Source organism: Paraburkholderia sp. BR10872 (genome assembly GCF_040965835.1).
Lineage (GTDB): Bacteria > Pseudomonadota > Gammaproteobacteria > Burkholderiales > Burkholderiaceae > Paraburkholderia > Paraburkholderia nodosa_A.
Genome location: NZ_JBFRCN010000093.1, coordinates 1 through 19,658 on the forward strand (window position 1 = coordinate 1; position 19,658 = coordinate 19,658).

Genomic DNA, 19,658 nt, shown 5'->3' on the forward strand with positions numbered 1-19,658 from the left:
CGTGTTGCTGGTTCAGCAACAGCATGCAGCTGATTCACTGCTGGATTTGCAGCGATGCCTGAGCGATCTCGTGATGCCCGGACTGGTCACTGGCGTCATCGCTGCCCGCCTGTTTCGCGACAGTGCGGCCAGCCGCCAGCTATGGACCAGAAATGTAAGCGCAAGCTTCCCACGACGGTATAATTGTTCCATTCGCTTTTCCTTCCCCAATCATAGCTGACCCGCGCCTTCGCGGCGTGCGCACCCATCGCGTATGGGCGAAAGCAATGAAACGACCTGCAGACATCTATCTTCGTTTCCTGCAACTGACTGAAGCCATTCGTGGCTTGCCCACGCTGCCAGCGCTTGATCCGCTTGAAGAGAAGATTCTCGAGTTCGTGGCTCGCGCGTCACAGAACAAGGACCGGTTGTCGGTCCGGGACATGATTGGACACGGTGAACTGGGCTCTCCTGCGACACTTCACGGTCGCATCGCGTCCATGCGCGAGAAAGGATGGCTCACCCTCTCCGACACCGAGGACACCCGGCGCAAGCAGATCGAACTCACGCCTGCCGCGCTGCGCTACTTCGACAAGCTCGCCGAAGCGCTCTCGAAGGCAGCGAAGGGCACCTGAGCCGGCGGCATACCCCGCGATCCCGAGCCCGCCAATAGAGGGCGTTCTGCCCGGATCGGCTAATCAAGGCAGTTGTCCCCGTTCAGCCGTGCTGCGTGATTGCGAGCGGCCTTCCCAATCGCACAGAAATCGTTCGCGATCCGAAGTAACCAAAAAAGAACCCACGGACCATATCGGGCAGTGGGTTCGCAAACACACGCCAAAAGCTCGGGTTTTCACAAACCGTCATAACTTTTGGAACAGTAAACATACCGGGTTTGCGAGGCCAAGGCAACCTGGCAGTGGCTTAAAACAACGCCCAGGGGAAGCTCAGTTCGGTATTTTTGCGCCTGTCACAAAAAGGGCCCCGCTACCGTCTCGAGGCTGCGGTGAGCCGCCAGCAAGTGCATCTGGTTTCGACAAAAGCAGGTTCCAGAACATCCAGACCCGATGTAACGCCTGCAGGAGCGCCCACCGCCGCGGACCAGACGTAGTTACGTCGCCTCACGCCATGCAGAAAAGCGATGGCCGGATTTTCGCCGCGGCTTTGGCGCCGTTGGGCGGATCGTCAGTCAGGCGCCCATACAGGGCCTGCCAGTCGACGGCAAGCAACGGGATCGTCCTGTCATTGCGGGACCAGTACGCGAGAAAGCGCGCCCAACCCTCGAGGAAAAAGCCCACGCCGGGACTGAGCAGGCACGGAGGTCTCGCCACAAGAGGCACCCGGGCCGCAGGAAATATCGAACAGAGCGTTTCAAGTTCGTCCGCGGCTTCATTGGCAGTCTCCGGTTTGTTTGCACCGGCCAACAGGTGATCCCGCACGACGTCCGCAACACAGGATGTACAGAGCTCGATATAGGAGACGCGCACCCCACCCAGATCTGCCCACCGGGCAGACGACGCATCCGTCGGCTCCGTCATCCTTCTCGGAACGGGAAGCCTGACGTACGACGGCAGTGCGACAAAATCCGTTTCCTCGCGTTGCAGGGCGTCGCGAAACATCGGGTAGGACAGCAGCCATGAACTGACTGACGGACTGCCACCCTGACGCGAAGGCAGATTCAATTCCGGAAGGCCCGGGTGCAGCGTAGCCATGCTGATCTCCATTCGTTATAAAAATAATAACGAATGGCTGCGCTGCGTGCAAGGGTCTGCCATGGGGATGAAGCGACGCGGCCCTGTCCGTCACACTTGATCAGGCGCCCGGGACGCGGGGAAGCGCCATACGGACATGCCAGGGCGCTTTGCTCCCACTGACATCAATGAGACTAAATTCCTGCACCGAGCAACTCGAATATGCGTCTCATATCTTTCCGAATCGTGGCGGGTGGGCCCGCAAACAGGAATGGCTTTTATTCAAGTATTGGCCGCGGGCATGCAATTGTTATCGATGCCCGCCGAGGTGATCTATTTGTAAATCAGGAACCGGTCGCGATTCTTCGCGTCCTTGATCCATGCATGGACGCCCCCAGTTTGCCAAGCGCTCAGTTTGTGACAGGTTATAGGTCAAGATTGCAGCCATGCATTCGGACTTCGCACGGCACTCGCCGGCGGTCCCTGATGGAATTTGCTGGTCAAGGTCTCATCAGTTTGGCGTGCTCTCGCGCACACTGGATCAATCAGATTTTCTTGACCACGGTCTTACCTATCTCGCCATCACATCTTGATAGCCTGTGCAATCGGCTGAAGTCTCCTGCTGTTCGTTACAATTTATAGGTGCATCGAAGTTTATGCCGCACTCGCGCTCGCCATGTAGTCACTTCGGAACTCGCGTGCATGAGTCAATAGTGCCCACACGACGCGCACGTTCTTGTTTGCGAGTGCTACCGCGGTAACATTCGCGTTGCGCCGCTGCAGCAAGTTATGCAACCAGCTCTCCTTATCTTCTTTCCGATTGGCCGCGTAGATGACTGAACGCGCTCCATGTATCAACAGCGTCCGCAAATAGGTGTCGCCTCGCTGATATGACTCCCGCTGTCAATCGGGATCGGTTTTCAAGATCTACTCCATGGTTAGAGCAAATTTCCTGAGGGCGGCGTAGCAGTAAATCTCGACGGTGAATCACGCTGATATTCGCGGGTTGGTTGCCGCATTACAGAGGTCCGTCTCATGAGCCTGCCGCTTTCTTGCTACGCAAGTCGACTGATGCCGTTGCCAAACGAGGTCGCGGGCTACTCGAATACCGGGCTGCGCCGCCTTCAGGAAACTTCCGATGGTCGTTGGTCTTGCTTCAGTAGCGTCCCCTGTTTATGCCGTTTGCGCATTGTGCGGTACCGCCAAAGCTATCCCGAGTCGACCGACGTCCCAGATGAAGGCAGCCAGCTCGCGCGCGACAGCGATGATGGCAACATGTGCGGATTTGCCTTTGGCTACGAGTCTCCGATACCGGCGGCATAGCCTTAGTTGAGCGTCCCAGGCACGATCGATTATCGGTTTGGGTAGACCTTCATGCCGGCGCTGGATGTCGATACTCACCCGTGCAGGATGCCGATAGCTCCAGGCGGATTCGACCAACAGCTTGCGCGCGTAGCTGTTGCCAGTCTTGGTAATGCTGCCTTGGCGTCGCTTTCCACCGGATGAATGCTCTGATGGTGTCACGCCAATCCATGCCATCAGCTGTCGCGGATGTTCGAAGCGCCCGAGGTCGCCCAATTCGGACGCCAGGCCGATCGCCGACGTGAAGTTGATTCCCCGCATGGCCTGTAACGCGAGTACCTCCGGATAGAAACGCCAGTCGGGAACGGCCTCACGTAATGCCACTTCCAGCCGCTCGCATTGCGCGAGCCGGTCCTCAATCGTGCGCCGATGCTCGTTAAACGCCAGTTGCTGCCACGCACTATCGAATGAGAACGTACTTAACCAGCGCCTGTGTGTCGGTCCCCAGTTCGGACGGCCGAGATAGTGAACACCGTGGGCAAGCAGGAACGATTTGAGCCGGCAGCGCGCTGCCTTCAGGTCTTCCCTGGCGGCCGACCAGGCGCGTGCCAGGTCGCGAAACGCTTCGTCTTCAACCGTGGGCACATGCACTGCCGAAAGGTCGCCGGCGCGTAGCGAGCGTACCAGTTTGATCGCGTCACGGCGGTCCGTCTTGACACGCTCACCTGGCTTACGGGGAACTAGTGATGGTGCGCAAACCATGCAATCGAAGCCTTTATCGATCAGCCGTCGGTAGAGGCCGTAACCGCAAGGGCCGGCCTCATAGACAAAGAAGATATGTGGCACTTTCGATTGCAGACGTTTGCACAGCCGATCCACGTCAATCTGCATGGTGCCGACTTTGCCGAACAGTTCGACGTCGCCCATCCCAACTGCATAGGCGACCGTAATCGAATCCTTGTGGACATCCAGGCCCACGTACAGGGTGCTATCGTGTTCCATGCTGGCCTCCGCGTTGGAATGAACCATTGAGCCGTGGTTTCGTCCCCGCTCAATGCGGCTCTGGCAGCAATGCTAACCCGCGTCTACAACCGCACGGCGGCCAGCCTTGCCGAACGGGAGTCATACTGACTTGCTTATGCCCAGCAGCACATTCTTGCCGCCACTGGAGTTCTGTCTGGGCACCAGACCCAGCCATGCAGCAAGCTGGCGCCCGTTTGCGAAGCTCTTGGCATCACCGATAGAGGCCACTAGCGCGCTCGCAGTAATCGGACCAATGCCCGGCACGCGCGCGAGCCTGCAGCTGACTTCGTTTTCGCGGTGCATCACCCGGATTTGCGCTTCCAGCTCACGGACCTGGCGGTCGAGTTCCTTCACGTGTTCCAGGAGACGCTCAATCAGCTGCCGAAAGGATCCTGTCAATTCGTTGGTCGCGTCTTCGAGCAAGCCGGGTACTCGCCCGGCGAGGTGTGTGATTCCTTGTGGGATAACAAGCCCAAACTCACTTAGCAGACCGCGTATCTGGTTAGCTTGTGCGGTGCGCGCCCGAACGAAACCTTGACGGACGCGATGCAGCGACAGCACCGACTGCTGCTCAACGTTCTTGATCGGGACGAAGCGCATGTTCGGCCGCGCGACGGCCTCGCAGATAGCCTCGGCATCCGCGGCATCATTTTTGTTTGCCTTCACATACGGCTTCACGAACTGCGGCGCCATCAGGCGCACAGTATGTCCCATGCCCTGCAGCTTTCTAGCCCAGTAATGGGCGCTACCACATGCCTCCATTCCTATAAGACACGGCAGGTTGGCAAAGAACGCCGCCATCTGATCACGCTTTAGCACTTTCTTCAGCACGGCTCGACCGTGCTCATTCACGCCATGAATTGCAAAAACGGTTTTTGCCAAATCAATGCCAATCGTCGTAATCTTCATGTTGGGCGCCCTCCTCGATTAAGTGGTAGCTTCGACACTTCCACTTTGGCACACCGATGCCGTTTCGGGTGGGGGCGCCCATTCCATTAGTTTGGCGCGCGTCCCCGCCCGGACCAGGTAGCAGGATCGCGATATTTCGCAGTCAGTGGACCGTGCGCGACCCTTGGTCTGCCGCGTCGGCTCCCGAAGATATCCCGCTCGGTATATCCGAACTCCACAACCTTTGCACGTATATCGGCAAGCACCGTGTCGAACTCCTGCTGCCGCATAGCAGCCGCCTGACTCTTGAGTTCGTCAAGTTGTGCTTTCAGTTCCTTGTACGTTGCCACGGACTTCCCCCATGTGGAGTCCTCGCGGTCATGATAGTGACTTTGTCACGGCATTGATCCGAATCGGGATGACCGATCGACGAGTCCGGCCTTGGGCCTGTGTCCGCGAATTCGCAAATCACGGGCAATATTCGGCGGCCGTTCCATGACGAACGTTCACACTCTTTTGCAGGGATGGACTGACGCGTGGCCAGTTCGTTCCAGCGCTTTTTACGAGGGTCGGCGGACACGACGGACCCTTGAAGCGGCGCATCATGCAGTTTTGAACACCGCGCACACCTTGTCGGCCACGCGAGCAATGAACAGGACAAGGCGGCAAAGGCTGCGCATTGCGTTATCCTGAAGCGTCCGCCCAAAGGGAACACGCATGAAGCTTTCGAAATTCCTGTTACTGATGGCAGTGCCGCTGTCCACCACCGCTTACGCGCAAGCCTCGCAGACGTTTCACTTCGGCGAAGGCCAGGACTCGCCGCAACGTGCTCGTACCACTTCTCCTCCGCCACTGCCCGCAGCCCAGACTACGGAGCCGCTGCCCCAGGGTGAGCCGCATCCGCACACGAAACCGACGTTAGAGTCCCAACCAAAGGCGAAATCGAAGTCGAAGCACCGGCAGCACCATCGGCACCATCCAATCCACCCGTCACCGCTTCAGAATCCGTATTCACATCCTTGAGCCGGGCAGCACGCAAATCGTGTGTCAGCCATGCAGCGAATGATTGGACTATCTGGCATTCCTCGCCGGCTGTCGCACAATTAATTCGCTATACGAATTGATATGAGGTGACGACACTCAGTGACCAACGATGAAGTTTCACCAGAGTCGACATTACAGCTCGAATGATTGCAATTTCAACGGCCGCCCAGACTGTTTTGCGTAATCTATTGAACGCGTCCGTAGTCCAGCCCGTACTCATATTCGGTGCACGGTAGCTGGCTAAGGATCCGACGCGACGCCATTGAAGGACAGTGCCTGTGGGATGCGCGAACAACCGGAATGACGGCATCCACACACGGAACGCGCGGTGACGGGATGGCATACAGCACGGGGGTTGATCATACGTATTCCGGGCCAGTCGGAGCGCGACATGGCCCGTCAGGCGGCAATGCTTTCCTCAAATTCGAATAGCGCTCCTTCGTGAGCCTCGAGCATGGTGCGTATATCGGGCAGCGCACGGCGAACCATTGGGCGCGCAGACCTCGGGAGATTCGAGCAGGCGAGCTCGATATCGCCGCTTCTGTGCTCGCCGAGCATCGCGAGCATCACGCACGCCTGCTGGATATCTTTCTGCGACTTGACCAGCATGTTGGTGCGCAAGCGTGAAACGAGGATCTTGTGGATCGCGAAGCGTGCGGGGTCCGGCACACGAACCGGCACCGCGCCGTGCCTTGAAAGCAGCGTGCCCATGTGGGACTGGCCGAGCAGGTAGGCGAGATAAGGCATGCCGCTCGCATGCGCACCGAGCTCTGGAACAGCGACGGTCGGAAATGTGTTGTCCTTCGAAGGCACAAGCAGATCGACGTGAAAACGCGTCCGCCCCGCCTGCTTGAACGACGTGGACGGATCGCCCCTGTTGAACCCCGGCACCGGCACGAAGTCGATTCCGGTTTCTTTCAGGATTTCGAGCAGGCCACCCGACGGCACACCCTGTAGCGCGAGCTGGCGGGCGCGCGCGATATCGATGTCCTCGGTCTCGTAGGCAAGCGCCTTGATGCCAAGGCTGTTGAGCAGAACCGCGTACGCGTGAGAGCCCACGAGCACCGCGCCGGCCTCGAAAAGTCCGTAATTGTGGAGGACCGCCATGGTCGCGTAGGTCTTGTTGTCGGCAATCTGGAAGCCGAGCTTCGCGAGCTCCCGGATGCGGCTGATGAGGTCTTTGGACTGCTCGATCTGTGCCATCACCGCAGCGACGCGCTCCTCGACCGCCGGATCGCCCTTGGGTCCGCCAAGACTCTCCTGCTGCCGCTTGCCCTCCGCGTTCATGAACTGCCGATAGTAGTAGACAGCGTTCCCGCGATGGTGCTCGGTGATCGTGCCCGGCGCACCCACGAGAACCCGCCCCTGGCTGGCGGCCGCCTGCTCGACGTTCGCGTACTGGGAGCAGAATGCCTGATCGTGTCGCTGGTAAAGAGGAAGTCCGTGCATGCCAGAGAATTGCAGTAATTTTTTGGATTTTACTGCAAAAGGCGAGTTCGTGATTGCAGTAATTTTATAAGAATTACTGCAATCAACTTGGAATCCCTCAGGTCACCAACCCCTCGCCTGTCCGATACCCCAGGCGAACGGTACAAGGTTACCCGGCGGTACCGGGCGCATCGGTTAGGATTTGTTCGGGCCATGCCCGGTCCGCGACCTCATTGTCGGACTTCTCACCACGCACCGGCTGACGAATCGCCGACGTCTCGAATTCATGTTCCGGCGCATCGCTGGGCCAACGTCTGTGGCCCCGTCCGCGTGCTTTAGCACGCCGAGGGCCACCCAATGCCTGCGCGCGGGCATCGGGTCTCACCAGATGCAGGACTTCGAAGCCTGTTAGCCGATTGATGAAGAGAATGACGCAAACTTACGTTTTTCAAATTCCGGTTGCGGCAGTCGATCGCGCACGTCCATGCAGAACGTCGAGCCACGATTCTGGCTTTCTATCAATCACCTTTTCCCGGTTTCCGACATGAGCTCGCCGCACGTCTTGCATGTATAAGAGGCGTATCCGTGCGAGTCCCTGCCGTTGTTCACCAGTCCGGTCGTGCGAATCGAGTCCCACTGAGAAGAGTACGGTTCATCGTCATCGCACGCCACCTCTTCGCCGTCGTGTCCGTTGACGCACACGAAGTATCTACGTATCAACGTCGTCATCGCTGCCCTCCTGCGGCTTACGGTTACTGCGAAGCGGCGCTCCAGCCGCGCGAGCTGGCCGTACAGGCCCATTCGTGCAGGTTCGCGTTCCTGAAGAGTCGTGTCCTGCACCATCCGCTCCGTATTGCGCTGTCCATTCATCCCGCGACTGACGTGAGCGCTAGCGAATCGCCGTCCACGAGATGGCCAGGCTGGAATCCCGGTCAATTGTTTGACAATTTTCAATGCCGAGGCCTGCAGAAAAAAGACGCCGCGCAAGTGACGCGCTGCATTGCCCGGCGCCAGCTATCCGATGGCCCTTGCATGACCGTCTCCGTCAAGGACCGGCACACGCAGCGCGGCGCCGCAGCCTGGGTGACAAAGCGGCACGCCAACGTGGTCGGCGCGTCCACGGTCCGGAACGGAGGGATGCATCTCTCCAAAGCGCGAAGATGTCCGGCGCAGTATAGATGCCATGGTGCGTCGCGCAACGATGCTGGAGATAATCATCCAATACTGGATCAGCATTGCGGTTCGGGCCGGCTCAACCGCGTGTTCCCATTAGAGCGAAGCGCACCAGCCTGCCCGCCTGCGACCGCAGTTCCACCCGCGGAGCAGGACACGACGGGCAGCGCACGTCGCGCAACGGCGCGTCGGATAACAGCGTCGACTTTGGGAGCCCTGGCCTACGGGACAGGCCTTAAAATATGCGACTCCAGCATTCCGCTACAGGGAAGTATGGTCGGTCCAAACCGGTTTCACAACATGCAGTGAGTTCTTCTTCCCTGTTCCGCTAAACGCACGCGCACGTGCCGGGCTTTGGCCTGTCGCGCGCCCGTCGAAACGTCCGCGTAGGTTAGCGACGAGTCATTCGCCCGCTCGCCGACGCGAAACTGTTGAAATGCCGGATCCCCGGACGCAGTGTGACTCTGGACTTCGGGAATCCCCGCGGCGCAGAAATGTTCTTTGGCAGTCGGTCAGTCTGGCGACGCAGCTGTTGTGACAGCGCACGGCCTCACACGTCGAATGCATGCAGTGCCCGCAGGCAGCTTCGGGCAGATGCAGGCCGGAGCTGATCGCGACGGCTCAGGCATCACACCGCCCACTCACGCGCCACGGTATCAACGTTTCAGTGCAGCCGAGCGAGGGTACGAAGGAGCGAATCGCCGTCCCGCGTAACGCGAGGCCGTATGGCCCCGCCAAGTGTCTCCAGGGCAACCAGCTGGCGTTCGAGCAGGGTGTGGCCACGCTTCTGGCCACGGCGGCGGCGGTCGAAGGCTCGGTACCCAGTTGCCGGGTGACGCTACGCATCATCCAGATGCCGATACCGAGACGGACAAGCGGGTTCGTGCCCAGTTCGACGCGGTATCAATCCCGAAAAGTCCGGCAACCCTGTATCGATTAAACGAGCACGTGCAAGTCAGGTTTCATGGTGCGATGGATGTCTGGCCTGACGCCCGGGCACGCGAACAGCGCAGTACCTGACTCGGTTATCGGCGGCATCATTTATTTTCTTCATACAAATTATGCGTTTTCGCCGCGAGAATTTTTTTACAACGGAGGTCCCTGGAGCAGTCAGCATTGTCCGATTCAGCCGCGCACAGTCATGGTGCGCGGGAAATTACACGGCTATCCTGATCGACGGCAACGACGCTTACGCCGCAGGCCAGATTCCGCGCGTTCGCGACTGCGCCAGTCTCGTCCCCTCCCTGGTAGCGAGCGTTCGCACGACGCCAGTTGCCGAGATTTTTTGGAATCCATAACATCGGCAAAGGTCCAGGCACGAAGGCCCCCGCAGGGTGACCCGCGCCTGGCGTCGTTATCCGACCACCCGCGCCTCAAGCCCGCTGCGTACCGCAAGATCGAAACGCTCAGGGCGAATATGGAACACCGTCGCCTCGCACGCGCGCCCGTCAGCAAGTCGCGAGGTCCGGCGCAGCACGAGCAGCGGCGCACGCGGGGACACTTCCAGATACGCGGCGATATCGCTCGCCGCGGCAACCGCCGTGATGGTCATGTCGGCATCGACGATATGCCAGCCCGGCAGCCGTTCGAGCATCTCGTACGACGGGAGAGCTTGCGCCTCCTCGCGCGAAATGACACTTGCCTCGGGCAGCAGGCAGGTCTGCGCGAGCGCGACAGGCGCGCCATCGACGCGGTGCAGGCGTTCAAGATACACACAATCTGTGACATCGGCGGCGAACGTCTCGCGCAGGCCGGGCGGTACCGCACACGCTTGCATGCGCAGCAGTTCCATGCTGGCCCGCGCGCCCTGCGCCGCCAGCGAGTCGTAAAAGCCGCGCAACACGTCGAGCCGGTGCTGCAGACGCCGGGGCTTCACGAACGTGCCCTTGCCCTGCTTGCGCTCCACGACGTGCGTCTCCACCAGACGGCCGAGCGCCAGCCGGACCGTCACCCGACTCACGTCAAAGCGCTCGCCCAGTTCGGCTTCCGACGGAAGCTTGCCCGACGGCTCATAGATGCCCTGCCCGATTTCCTGCTCAAGCGTCGTCGCGATCTGCTCATAGAGCGACGTCACGTCTTCCCGCACCAACATGGTTAAGGTCCCTCGCTGCACTCGCGCCTCGCCTTGAGCGAGATTCGCAATATCGATATGAAAAGCAATTGGATGGCCCCACTTGTATTAATACGTATTATGCCATCCAGACCCACTGACGATAGCAGCATCGGCTCGAATAACGAACGCAGGAAAGCATGACCGTGACCGACAGAATCCTCGACGCGCCGCCGCTTGAGCGCCCACCACATGATGGAGCGGCCCTCCATACGCGCGAAACCTTACCTGCTGGCGCTTACGGCCACACCGGCCCGCGCAGCGGCGCCGCGCTCCTGCGCGCACGCCTTGGCTTCGTGGCCGCATGGTTCGCCTTCATCGCGCTCGCGTGGCTCATACCGACACCCACCGGACTCGACGCGAACGGCCAGGCCACGCTCGCGGTGGTCGCGTGGGTCGCGATCGTCTGGGTGACCGAGGCCATTCCCGTCGGCGTGAGCGGCATATTGATACCGATGCTGCTTGTGCTTTCACACGCGAGTCCGGGTTTTCAGAAGGCCGCAAGCGGTTTTGCCGCGCCCGTCGTGTTCCTCTGCCTCGCGGCATTCCTCTTTTCGGCGATCATGCAGGCAAGCGGCCTCGACCGCCGCATTGCGCTGGCGCTGCTCGAGCGCCTGAAGGTGCGCACCGCCAACGGCGTGATCTGGGCAATGTTCGCCGTCAACTTCGTGACGTCGATGGTCGTGCCGGCCGCAAATGCGCGCTCGGCCGCGCTGCTGCCCGTCACCAACGGCATCGTCCAGCTGTTCGGCGATTCGCCGCGCGAGCGTGCAGCGAAAAAGGCCATCGTGATCCAGTCGCTTGTCTACGGGGCTATGATCAGCGGCATGTGCATTCTCACGGCGCATCTGCCGAACATGGTCGTGTCAGGCCTGCTCGAAAAGCAGCTCGGCATCCACATTTCATACTTCACGTGGTTCAAGCTCCAGTGGCCGTATCTGGGCATGTTCGCGATCACGCAGTGCTGGGTCCAGTACTATTTCCGCTCGCGCGCCGTGCAGATTCCCGGCGGACGCGCCGCCATCGCGACAATGCGTCGCGCACTCCCGCCTGCCTCGCGCAATGACTGGCTGGTGCTGGTCCTGTTCGCGGGCGTGGCGGTCCTGTGGGCAACGGAGCCGCTGCATCACCTGTCGTCGGAAATCGTCGCGCTGATCGCGCTTGCCATCCTGTTCGCGCCGGGCGTGCTGCGCTTCGGCTGGGCGGAAGTCGAGCAGCGCACGATCTGGGGCACACTGTTTCTGCTCGCAGGCGCGCTCTCGCTATCCTCTGCGATCAGTTCGTCGGGGCTCGCCCAATGGGCCGCCGATCACATCTATCTCGTCGCGCACGGTCATGGCTGGTGGCTCGCCATTGGCATCGTCATGGCCGGTACGCACATCATCCGTATCGGCATGCTGTCCAACGTCGCTGCTGTCACCATGATCGCGCCGATCGCGCTTGCGCTCGCTCCGCGCCTTGGTCTGCATCCGGTCGCGTTCACGATGCTGGTCAGCGACACCGACAGCTTCGCCTACCTGCTGCCAACGCAGATCACAGCGGGCGTCATTGCCTACAGCAGCGGCGTGTTCACGACCGCCGATTACGCCCGCGTCGGCGTGGTCTCGGTGCTGATCGCGATCCTGTACGGGCTGTGCGTGATCGCACCGTGGTATGCGTTCATGGGCGTGCCCGTCTGGGACGCGTCCGCGGCATGGCCGTTTGCGCATTGATACTTGCGCGCACTCGCATGGTCACGTGCGCGCGATCCCTTACCCGCCTTATGGACACCCACCCCCAGATGAGCGAATCGAACGAAACCGGTCTGCACGCCCGCGCGCGTGCCCTGCGCGAGCGCCTTGGCGATCATGTCGCTCCGGCCGGCCTCTATGAGCAACTGAAACAGCGCCCCTTCGCCGGCAGCGTGCGTTGCAGCGTTTCGCGACTCGAAGCGGGCAGCTGGGCCGAAGTCGTACTCGACTACGAAGTCGGCTCGTCAGGCATTGCCGATGGCGGGTGGCTGAAGGCCACGTTCAAGTTCTACTCGGACTGGGCGCTTTTCCAGACAAGCGACCCCACCGCCGCGAACTACATCACCGCCGAGTATCATGCGGCGCCGCTCGTGCCGGGCCAGAGTCCCGCAACGGTGCAGGCGCTCAATGTGCGCTTCGACCAGAAAGGCCACGAGCGGCCGTACCAGAAGGCCGTGATCGTCGATGTCGTCGACGGGTATCTGAACGCAGGCGACCGCATCGTGATCCGTCTTGGTGATCGCCGACGGGGTCCCGGCACGCGCATCCAGACGTTTTCCGAAGACGATTTCCGCTTCCGCCTCTACGTCGATCCGCTGGGCACGTCGCGCTTCGTTGCGGTGCCTGGCGACATTGCCATCGACATCCACCCGGGCGATCCAACGGACGTGCTGCTCAACGGGCCGCGCTTCGTGCGTCCTGGCGAGGCTGCGCCGTTTCGCCTTGCGTTGCAGGATCGTTGGGGCAACGCATGCCGCGAGCTGGGCGCGAACGCGAATGCACGGCCGGTAGTCGCCAATTCGATCGCCAGTTTGACCGCCAACGTGATCGCCCGCGACGCAGAAGGCACAACGGTCTATCAGCGCGAGCATGCATTCCCGACGCAAGGATTCGCGACGCTCGCGCTCGACGACCTGCCAACGGACCGGGGCACGCTGCACATCGTCGCAGACGTGCCCGGGCGGCCGGAGATCCGCGCAGCCGTTGCCTGGCTCACGGTCGACGCCACACTGCCCGCCCCGCGTGCACTCTACGCCGATCTTCACGTCCATGCGCACGACACGGTCGGCACCAACAGTCCCGCATACAACGCGCAGTACGCGCGCGATATTGGTGGAATCGACATCCTGGGTTATACAGCGAACGACTTCCAGATCACGGATGCGAACTGGCAACTGGGCGTCGAGGCCGTCGATCAGTTTAACGAACCCGGCCGCTTCGTCGTCTATCCCGTGCAGGAGTGGTGTGGCAGTTCGACGGCGGGTGGCGACCACAACGTCGTATTTCTCGGCGACGAACGTCCCGGTTTTCCGTACAACGCGCGCGGTGAGCACAACCGCACCCTTGTGTGGAACGAGGACATGAAAGGCAACGCGGTCGAACTCGGTCGCTGGCCCGTCGAGGAACTGTGGGATGCCTACGCCGACGACGCCGAACACCACCTCGTCATGCCGCACGTTGGCGGGCGGCGCTACATTCCGGACTGGCACCATCCGAAGCTTGAGCGGCTCGTCGAAATCGCTTCGACGTGGGGCCACTTCGGCTGGCTCTACCAGGACGTCATCGCACGGGGCTACCAGCTCGGCGTCGCTGCGAGCGGCGACGAACATCGCGGACGTCCCGGCGGCGGCGCGCCCGGCGTGCAGGTATTCGGCGTGCATGGTGGTCTGACGGGCGTGCTCGCCGATGCACTCGACCGGCATACGGTCGGCCAGGCCTTACGCTCACGCCGCACGTGGGCGACAACAGGCGAACACAGCGCGCTGCTCGTGCGCAGCGGCGATCACTGGCAAGGCGACGCGTTCACGCAGCGCGGTCCGGCCACGCTCGATTACCGCCTGCTCGGACGCGCCGGCTGGGAATACGTCGCCGCCTATGACCACAATGGCCTGATATGGGAGCGGAACCTGCATGAGGAACTCGGCTATGCTGAGCGTCTGATCCGCGTGCGCTGGGGTGGTGCGCGCATTCGGGACCGGTATCGCTGGGCGGCGTGGCGTGGCCGCATCCGCATTCTCAACGGCACGATTCACAACTTCGGTTCTCACGGCTTCGAACACGTCGAGGAATCCGCGTGGCGCACAGGCGCAACGGACATCGAATTCAGTAGCGACACGTACGGCGACGCGGACAGCATCGAGATCGATGTGAGCAATCTGGCCGCGGCGACCATCGTGATCGAAGGCACCATCGACGGCTTCGTGAAGGTAGGCGATCCGCTCGCAGGCAATCCATTCGCGCATGCGCCCGCGTTTCGCTTCGAGATTCGCGGCGCGGATCTGCTTGCGCGGGGTAGCGCAACATATGCGCTCGGCGGCACGGAGTTGTTCGTCGCGGTCGAGCGACTGACCGACAGGCCGTTGCCGGTCGATCTGGCGGGCAGTGTCGAGGTTGCCGCGCAGAACGCGCCGTTTGGTTTTCGTCCGGCGTACTTCTTCGGGCGGCAGCGTGACGACAGCAAGGTGTGGTCGTCGGCGCAGTTCATTACTTTTGACCAGGTTCGCCGCGGGCGCAGGTGAATAGCGCTCGCAGCGACCGGCTCCGGTTTGAATCCGCCATCTAGTTGTGAATCAGGAACCGGTCGCGGTTCCTGACGTCCTTGATCCAGTTCGGCGCGCGCCCTCTGCCAGACCAGGTGGCGCCGCTTGCCGGATCACGGTATTTCGCTGGCAGCGCGCCGCCTGAACCTCTCGGCCTGCCGCGGCGACGTCCAAAGATGTCCTGTGGTGTATATCCGAAATAGGCCACCTTTGTACGGATATCGGCAAGGACGGCGTCGAACTCCTCCTGACGGACTGCTGCTGCCTGATTCTCCAGCTCGGCGATCTGCGCTCTCAGTTCCCTGTACGTTGCCACGAAGCGTCTCCCGCATATGGAAATCACTGGGTCATGATAGTGACTTTCGTATGTCGCTGATCCGAACTGGGACGACGGTCGCCGGGCATTGCGTCAGGCTGGTGTCGGTGGATTTTTTTGCAGATAGAGGTGCCTCGCGACTCCATCCACAATGGCGGACGCTCGGGCGTCGTGAATCACGATGGAGAGGAGCAAAGCCGGTGCCGCCTACCGCGGTATGCAGATTCATGGAAAGCCAGATGCTTTACGCAGCCTCAGCAAGTCAGTATGACTCCCATTCGGCGAGGCTGGCCGCCGTGGGGAAGTTTGCGCGGGTTAGCATGGCTGCCAGAGCCGCATTGAGTGGCGACGGAACCGCCACTCAACGGTGTATTCCGCCGCGGAGGCCAGCATGGAAGACGATAGCACGTTGTATGTGGGGCTTGATGTCCACAAGGACTCGATCACGGTTGCCTATGCGATCGGCATGGGCACCGTCGAACTGTTCGGCAAGGTGGGCGCCATGCAGATTGATGTCGACCGGCTCTGCAAGCGACTGCAGCAGAAGGCACGGCACATCTGCTTTGTCTATGAAGCGGGCCCATGCGGATACGGCCTGTATCGAAGGCTGGTCGATAAAGGCTTCGACTGCATGGTCTGCGCACCATCGCTCACCCCACGCAGGCCGGGCGATCGTGTCAAGACGGACCACCGTGACGCGATCAAGTTGGTGCGCTCCTTGCGCGCCGGCGACTTGTCGGCGGTACATGTACCAACAGTTGAAGACGAAGCGTTCCGCGACCTGACCCGCGCCTGGTCGGCGGCTCGAGAAGACCTGAAGGCAGCACGCTGCAGGCTCAAATCGTTTCTGCTTGCCCACGGCGTCCATTATCTCGGCCGTCCCAACTGGGGACCGACACACCGACGCTGGTTAAGTACGTTCTCATGCGACAGCGCCTGGCAGCAACTGGCGTTCAACGAACATCGGCGCACGATTGAAGACCGGCTCGCGCAATGCGAGCGGCTGGAACTGGCATTGCGCGAAGCGGTAACTAACTGGCGGTTTTATCCAGTCGTACTTGCCCTGCAGGCCATGCGCGGAATCAACTTTACGTCGGCGATCGGACTGGTTTCGGAGCTGGGCGACCTCGCGCGCTTCGAACATCCGCGGCAGTTGATGGCGTGGATTGGCGTGACGCCTTCAGAACATTCATCAAGTGGGAAACGACGGCAAGGCAGCATTACGAAGACCGGCAACAGCTACGCACGTAAGCTGCTGGTGGAATCTGCCTGGAGCTACCGGCATCCCGCCCGAACAGGCGCTGCTGATCTCTACTTCCGAACTGGGCGCTTTTTCACTTGCGCCGTGACTTTACCTGGCCTCGACGTACGGTCTGACAGGTCAGTCCCATGCTGCACGTCGATTTTTGCCGCCGACAGGCGTTCGTGGTTCGAAGTGGCGATTGACGGTTAGTTGCATCTGGTACTCATGATTCCCGGTGCTGTTTGCCCGGGAGTCCCACCTGACCAGGAAGCTTCGCCGCGCGGCACACAGTCTTGCGCGGACGCACCGTTCCGATGAGTTCGTCCGCTGCGCAGCGTCGGGCGAACTCATCGGAGTGATAGAGGACCGCCGGAACCATCACACTGGGCGGCCGCTTTCGTCTGGACCCGCCACCGAACTCGCTGACCCGGTCATGCAAATTAAATCGGGTGGGCGCTCTTGATCCCGGGGTGACGATCTCAATATGACGTGTCAAATCCAGATCAACCGCCTACCGGACATGCCCAACAAGAAGAACTCTCGATCCACGCGTCGGCCAGTTGCCGGAACGCACGCAAAGTCGCTCTATCTCCCGATGCCCCGCCACGAAGCCTCGGATCTCGCACTGCGTGCACGGATCGCGCTTGAGCGTCTGCGCAATGGTGAGGCGGACCGCTCCCTCGTCAATCTTGTCTCGCAGGTGGCTATCATCACGAGCTTCATCAGCCGGGCGGGACACGGGCAGCTCGATATCGCGGAGATCGAAAGTGTTGAGCGTGGCCTCGGAGAGGTACTTAGCGAGGCCGATCACACCGGAGGTGGCATGTGTCTGAATCGTTGGTCGCGGGACTCACGAACGTGATTAACGAGTACGACCGCCAGCTCTGCGCGACCCGGATGGAGATCGTTGTCCGGGCGAGTGATCACCTTGGAAAACTTGTTGCTCTGGCTGCGAGAGACACGCACACCAACGACAGTCAACTCCAGGTTGCACGGTAACTTCACGTCGGATCGCGTGCCGGATTCACGGATCCGTCAGGGCGACATGCATGAAAGCTCGCCGGACAAGTGAATACGCACGGGCGAGAGAAGGTCGCGTGCAAACGTCATACGGTTGGTATTCGCCAGCCCGATGGTAACCAGCCCCCATAGATGGAGACCAAACCCTGCGCGTGTGTCGCGAAGTAAAGTGGATCGCCAGCGGTACAGCCTGCAATTGTCTGGGAAAGCGCGCAAGCGCTCACAACAGACAATCCAGTAACGCTCAATGCAACGAAGACAGGTGCATCCCGCGCTACACTGCGTCCACATCCCTGCTTAGTCCTGCGCGCGATAAATTGTGCGGCTGACAACCACGTCCCCAAAGAAAAAAAACCACATGGAAATCCGCGTCGCTTACGAACACAGCCTGGCGTCCGCGCCGGAAGAATTCATCGTTCTGGTGCCCTCGCAGCTCGTGACCGATATTCCCGCGAACGTGCCGCGCGCGCTGTTGCCGGAGTTCATCACCGGCCTGATCGTCGAACGCTCCCCGACAATCGGAAAGATTCGCAATCTCATGATTCTCTAGCAGATGGTGATCCCGCGGTGACACCTGCCTGACGAACGGCGTTGTTGCGCGGCCTCGAAAAAACTCAGAAAAGGCTTGGTTGCCTGATATCGCGCGCTGGAGGCAGTGACGGTTTCTGGCGTCTTGCGCCTGCGCGTCGGCGAGCGAGACGACGTACGTGGGCAACCAGAACGAAATGCGCGTCCGCAAAGCTGAGCGTGAGCCTGAACTGCGTCAGCCCATCCGGTCCGATACCGGGCTGCGCCCGCAGCGAAGCATGCATGTCGAGCCGACGAGCACGGTCCACGAGCTGTGCACGGCTCATACCCGGCCACGCGAGCGAGATCAGCCGACTGACCACCGAAGGAATCGACTCCGGTGGACAATCAGCCGGCAACGCTAGAGAAACAAGCTCGAAACGGTGTGCCATCGGGTTGAAGGCGTACGGTTCTGTGTCCGTGCTTCCTCATGTACATACGTGGCGTCGCCCAGACGGAGGCGATGCACAAGGGGTCCTGAGTGATCAGTCGTAGCGGGACGCCAAAGCACTGCGTTCGGCATCTTGCTCCGCCAGCTACGACTGGATCGCCCGTTCCCCGTTACGCCGCGGCGACTTCAGGCGTCGCTGTAGTCTCAACTGCGGCCGGTGCCTTTTTGGCTGCAACCTTGCGCGGCGCCGAAGCCTTTTTCGCGGGTGCTGCAGCCTTGCGTCCACGCACACCCTTTGCGGGAACAGCCGCTGCCCGGCCAGCCTTTTTCGTCGCGACCGTCGTCTTCGCTGCCTTTTTAGCCACGACACGTTTCGCGGCAACTTTCTTCGCAGGAGCAGCCTTCTTCGCGGGAGCAGCCTTGACGCCGGCGACCTTTGCCGTTGCACCGGCTTCGATCAGGAATTTCGAACGATCCTTGACATCGCGAATCCAGAGCGGTGCAAGTCCTCGGCCCGACCAGGTCGCGCCCGTTTTCGGATCCACGTATTTCGGCGCAACGTGATGCACGGCCGCCCGCGGGGATTTTGCTGCTGCCTTCGCACCCGTAGCCGGCTTGCGACCGCGCCGTTTAGCGACAAAGCCTTCAATATCGGCAACAGTCAGTCCGTGCTTGTGCATCAGTTCACGGATTTTGGTCAGGCCCACCGACGACTGCTTTTCGGCAATCGCTACTGCCTGCTTCTGGAGTTTTGCAATTTTCGAGTTGATTGCGTCCAAGGTAACCATGTCTATTCCTCCCTGTGGGGTTTACCGTCCATGCGATCCTGGAACTTCCCTAGCTTATTTCCCAGGCACTTCGAAGTTCGGTCTGCCCGTCAGAATTGACGCCATCGTCGCGGTCGTGATTATGACTTCATCAGTACGCTCGTGCAAATTTATCGCACGGTGCGCAGCGATTTAAATTGTCACTGGAGATTAAAATTGAGCTGCGTCCGGTATTGCCTGCGGGTACTACAACGCTCCTTTTCCGTTCGAATGCTACCTTGCAGCAAAACACTCAATTCTCAATTGTCCAGACATGTACGCACAGAGGTGGCGTCGCTTGTTCGGACAGGGTCCCGAGATTTTAAGTGGAGCGTCCGGGGCGATCATGCTGCCGATTTGATCGCTGGCAGCGTCGCGAAGTATGCCTCATCGGGCGTCTGATCCGCCAG

The 19,658-nt window shown here is 60.6% G+C and carries 13 protein-coding genes and 3 pseudogenes; 7 read left to right on the forward strand and 9 right to left on the reverse strand.

The genetic code is table 11. The features are described 5' to 3' along the window. Both AB4Y43_RS38670 and AB4Y43_RS38675 read left to right on the forward strand, forming a co-directional pair. Positions 1 to 220, forward strand: a 220-nt coding sequence (locus tag AB4Y43_RS38670; protein ID WP_368730142.1) for a hypothetical protein, incomplete at its 5' end; no start/stop codon positions are given. 46 nt (positions 221 to 266) lie between these two features. After that, the gene (locus tag AB4Y43_RS38675) at positions 267 to 614 is read left to right on the forward strand and encodes a transcriptional regulator (RefSeq protein WP_069268351.1); all 348 of its coding nucleotides are present in this window, start codon (positions 267 to 269) and stop codon (positions 612 to 614) included. 483 nt (positions 615 to 1,097) lie between these two features. On the opposite strand, the gene AB4Y43_RS38680 is transcribed toward AB4Y43_RS38675, so the two are convergent. From AB4Y43_RS38680 to AB4Y43_RS38710, 7 genes and pseudogenes are all read right to left on the reverse strand, one after another. After that, positions 1,098 to 1,688 (reverse strand): hypothetical protein, encoded by a 591-nt coding sequence (locus tag AB4Y43_RS38680; RefSeq protein ID WP_368619638.1) that lies wholly within the window; start codon positions 1,686 to 1,688, stop codon positions 1,098 to 1,100. Between the two features lie 633 nt (positions 1,689 to 2,321). Next, positions 2,322 to 2,555 (reverse strand): annotated as a pseudogene (locus AB4Y43_RS38685) (IS110 family transposase); the annotation flags it as partial. A 285-nt stretch (positions 2,556 to 2,840) separates the two neighbouring features. Further along, positions 2,841 to 3,971, reverse strand: a complete 1,131-nt coding sequence (locus AB4Y43_RS38690; RefSeq protein ID WP_342925330.1) for an IS110 family transposase — start codon at positions 3,969 to 3,971, stop codon at positions 2,841 to 2,843. Between the two features lie 129 nt (positions 3,972 to 4,100). Further along, a pseudogene (locus AB4Y43_RS38695) lies at positions 4,101 to 4,901 on the reverse strand (IS110 family transposase); the annotation flags it as partial. Positions 4,902 to 4,987: 86 nt separating this feature from the next. Next, entirely contained in the window at positions 4,988 to 5,230 is a 243-nt protein-coding gene (locus tag AB4Y43_RS38700; protein ID WP_083245596.1) for an H-NS histone family protein, read from the reverse strand. A 1,093-nt stretch (positions 5,231 to 6,323) separates the two neighbouring features. Then, positions 6,324 to 7,373 (reverse strand): GSU2403 family nucleotidyltransferase fold protein, encoded by a 1,050-nt coding sequence (locus AB4Y43_RS38705; RefSeq protein WP_368730143.1) that lies wholly within the window; start codon positions 7,371 to 7,373, stop codon positions 6,324 to 6,326. Between the two features lie 2,506 nt (positions 7,374 to 9,879). Next, positions 9,880 to 10,638, reverse strand: coding sequence for a GntR family transcriptional regulator (locus tag AB4Y43_RS38710; RefSeq protein ID WP_368730144.1), 759 nt, complete (start codon positions 10,636 to 10,638; stop codon positions 9,880 to 9,882). 137 nt (positions 10,639 to 10,775) lie between these two features. Between AB4Y43_RS38710 and AB4Y43_RS38715 the strand changes: the two genes are divergently transcribed. Together AB4Y43_RS38715 and AB4Y43_RS38720 are read left to right on the forward strand one after the other, a co-directional pair. Then, the gene (locus tag AB4Y43_RS38715) at positions 10,776 to 12,347 is read left to right on the forward strand and encodes a DASS family sodium-coupled anion symporter (protein ID WP_368730145.1); all 1,572 of its coding nucleotides are present in this window, start codon (positions 10,776 to 10,778) and stop codon (positions 12,345 to 12,347) included. Positions 12,348 to 12,415: 68 nt separating this feature from the next. After that, positions 12,416 to 14,884, forward strand: coding sequence for a hypothetical protein (locus AB4Y43_RS38720; protein ID WP_368730146.1), 2,469 nt, complete (start codon positions 12,416 to 12,418; stop codon positions 14,882 to 14,884). Positions 14,885 to 14,924: 40 nt separating this feature from the next. Here AB4Y43_RS38720 and AB4Y43_RS38725 read toward each other — a convergent pair whose 3' ends face one another. After that, positions 14,925 to 15,221 carry an H-NS histone family protein gene (locus tag AB4Y43_RS38725; protein WP_083245599.1) on the reverse strand — a complete coding sequence of 99 codons (297 nt, stop codon included), beginning with the start codon at positions 15,219 to 15,221 and terminating at the stop codon, positions 14,925 to 14,927. 391 nt (positions 15,222 to 15,612) lie between these two features. On the opposite strand from AB4Y43_RS38725, the pseudogene AB4Y43_RS38730 reads away from it, so the two are divergent. The 3 genes and pseudogenes from AB4Y43_RS38730 to AB4Y43_RS38740 all read left to right on the forward strand — a co-directional run. Beyond that, positions 15,613 to 16,533: pseudogene (locus tag AB4Y43_RS38730) on the forward strand (IS110 family transposase); the annotation flags it as partial. Positions 16,534 to 16,948: 415 nt separating this feature from the next. Then, on the forward strand, positions 16,949 to 17,326 hold the full coding sequence (locus AB4Y43_RS38735; protein ID WP_368619006.1) for a hypothetical protein: 378 nt from the start codon (positions 16,949 to 16,951) through the stop codon (positions 17,324 to 17,326). 516 nt (positions 17,327 to 17,842) lie between these two features. Further along, positions 17,843 to 18,034, forward strand: a complete 192-nt coding sequence (locus AB4Y43_RS38740) for a hypothetical protein (RefSeq protein ID WP_069268359.1) — start codon at positions 17,843 to 17,845, stop codon at positions 18,032 to 18,034. Positions 18,035 to 18,612: 578 nt separating this feature from the next. Here AB4Y43_RS38740 and AB4Y43_RS38745 read toward each other — a convergent pair. Then, entirely contained in the window at positions 18,613 to 19,230 is a 618-nt protein-coding gene (locus AB4Y43_RS38745) for an H-NS histone family protein (RefSeq protein ID WP_368619005.1), read from the reverse strand. Positions 19,231 to 19,658: the final 428 nt, after the last annotated feature.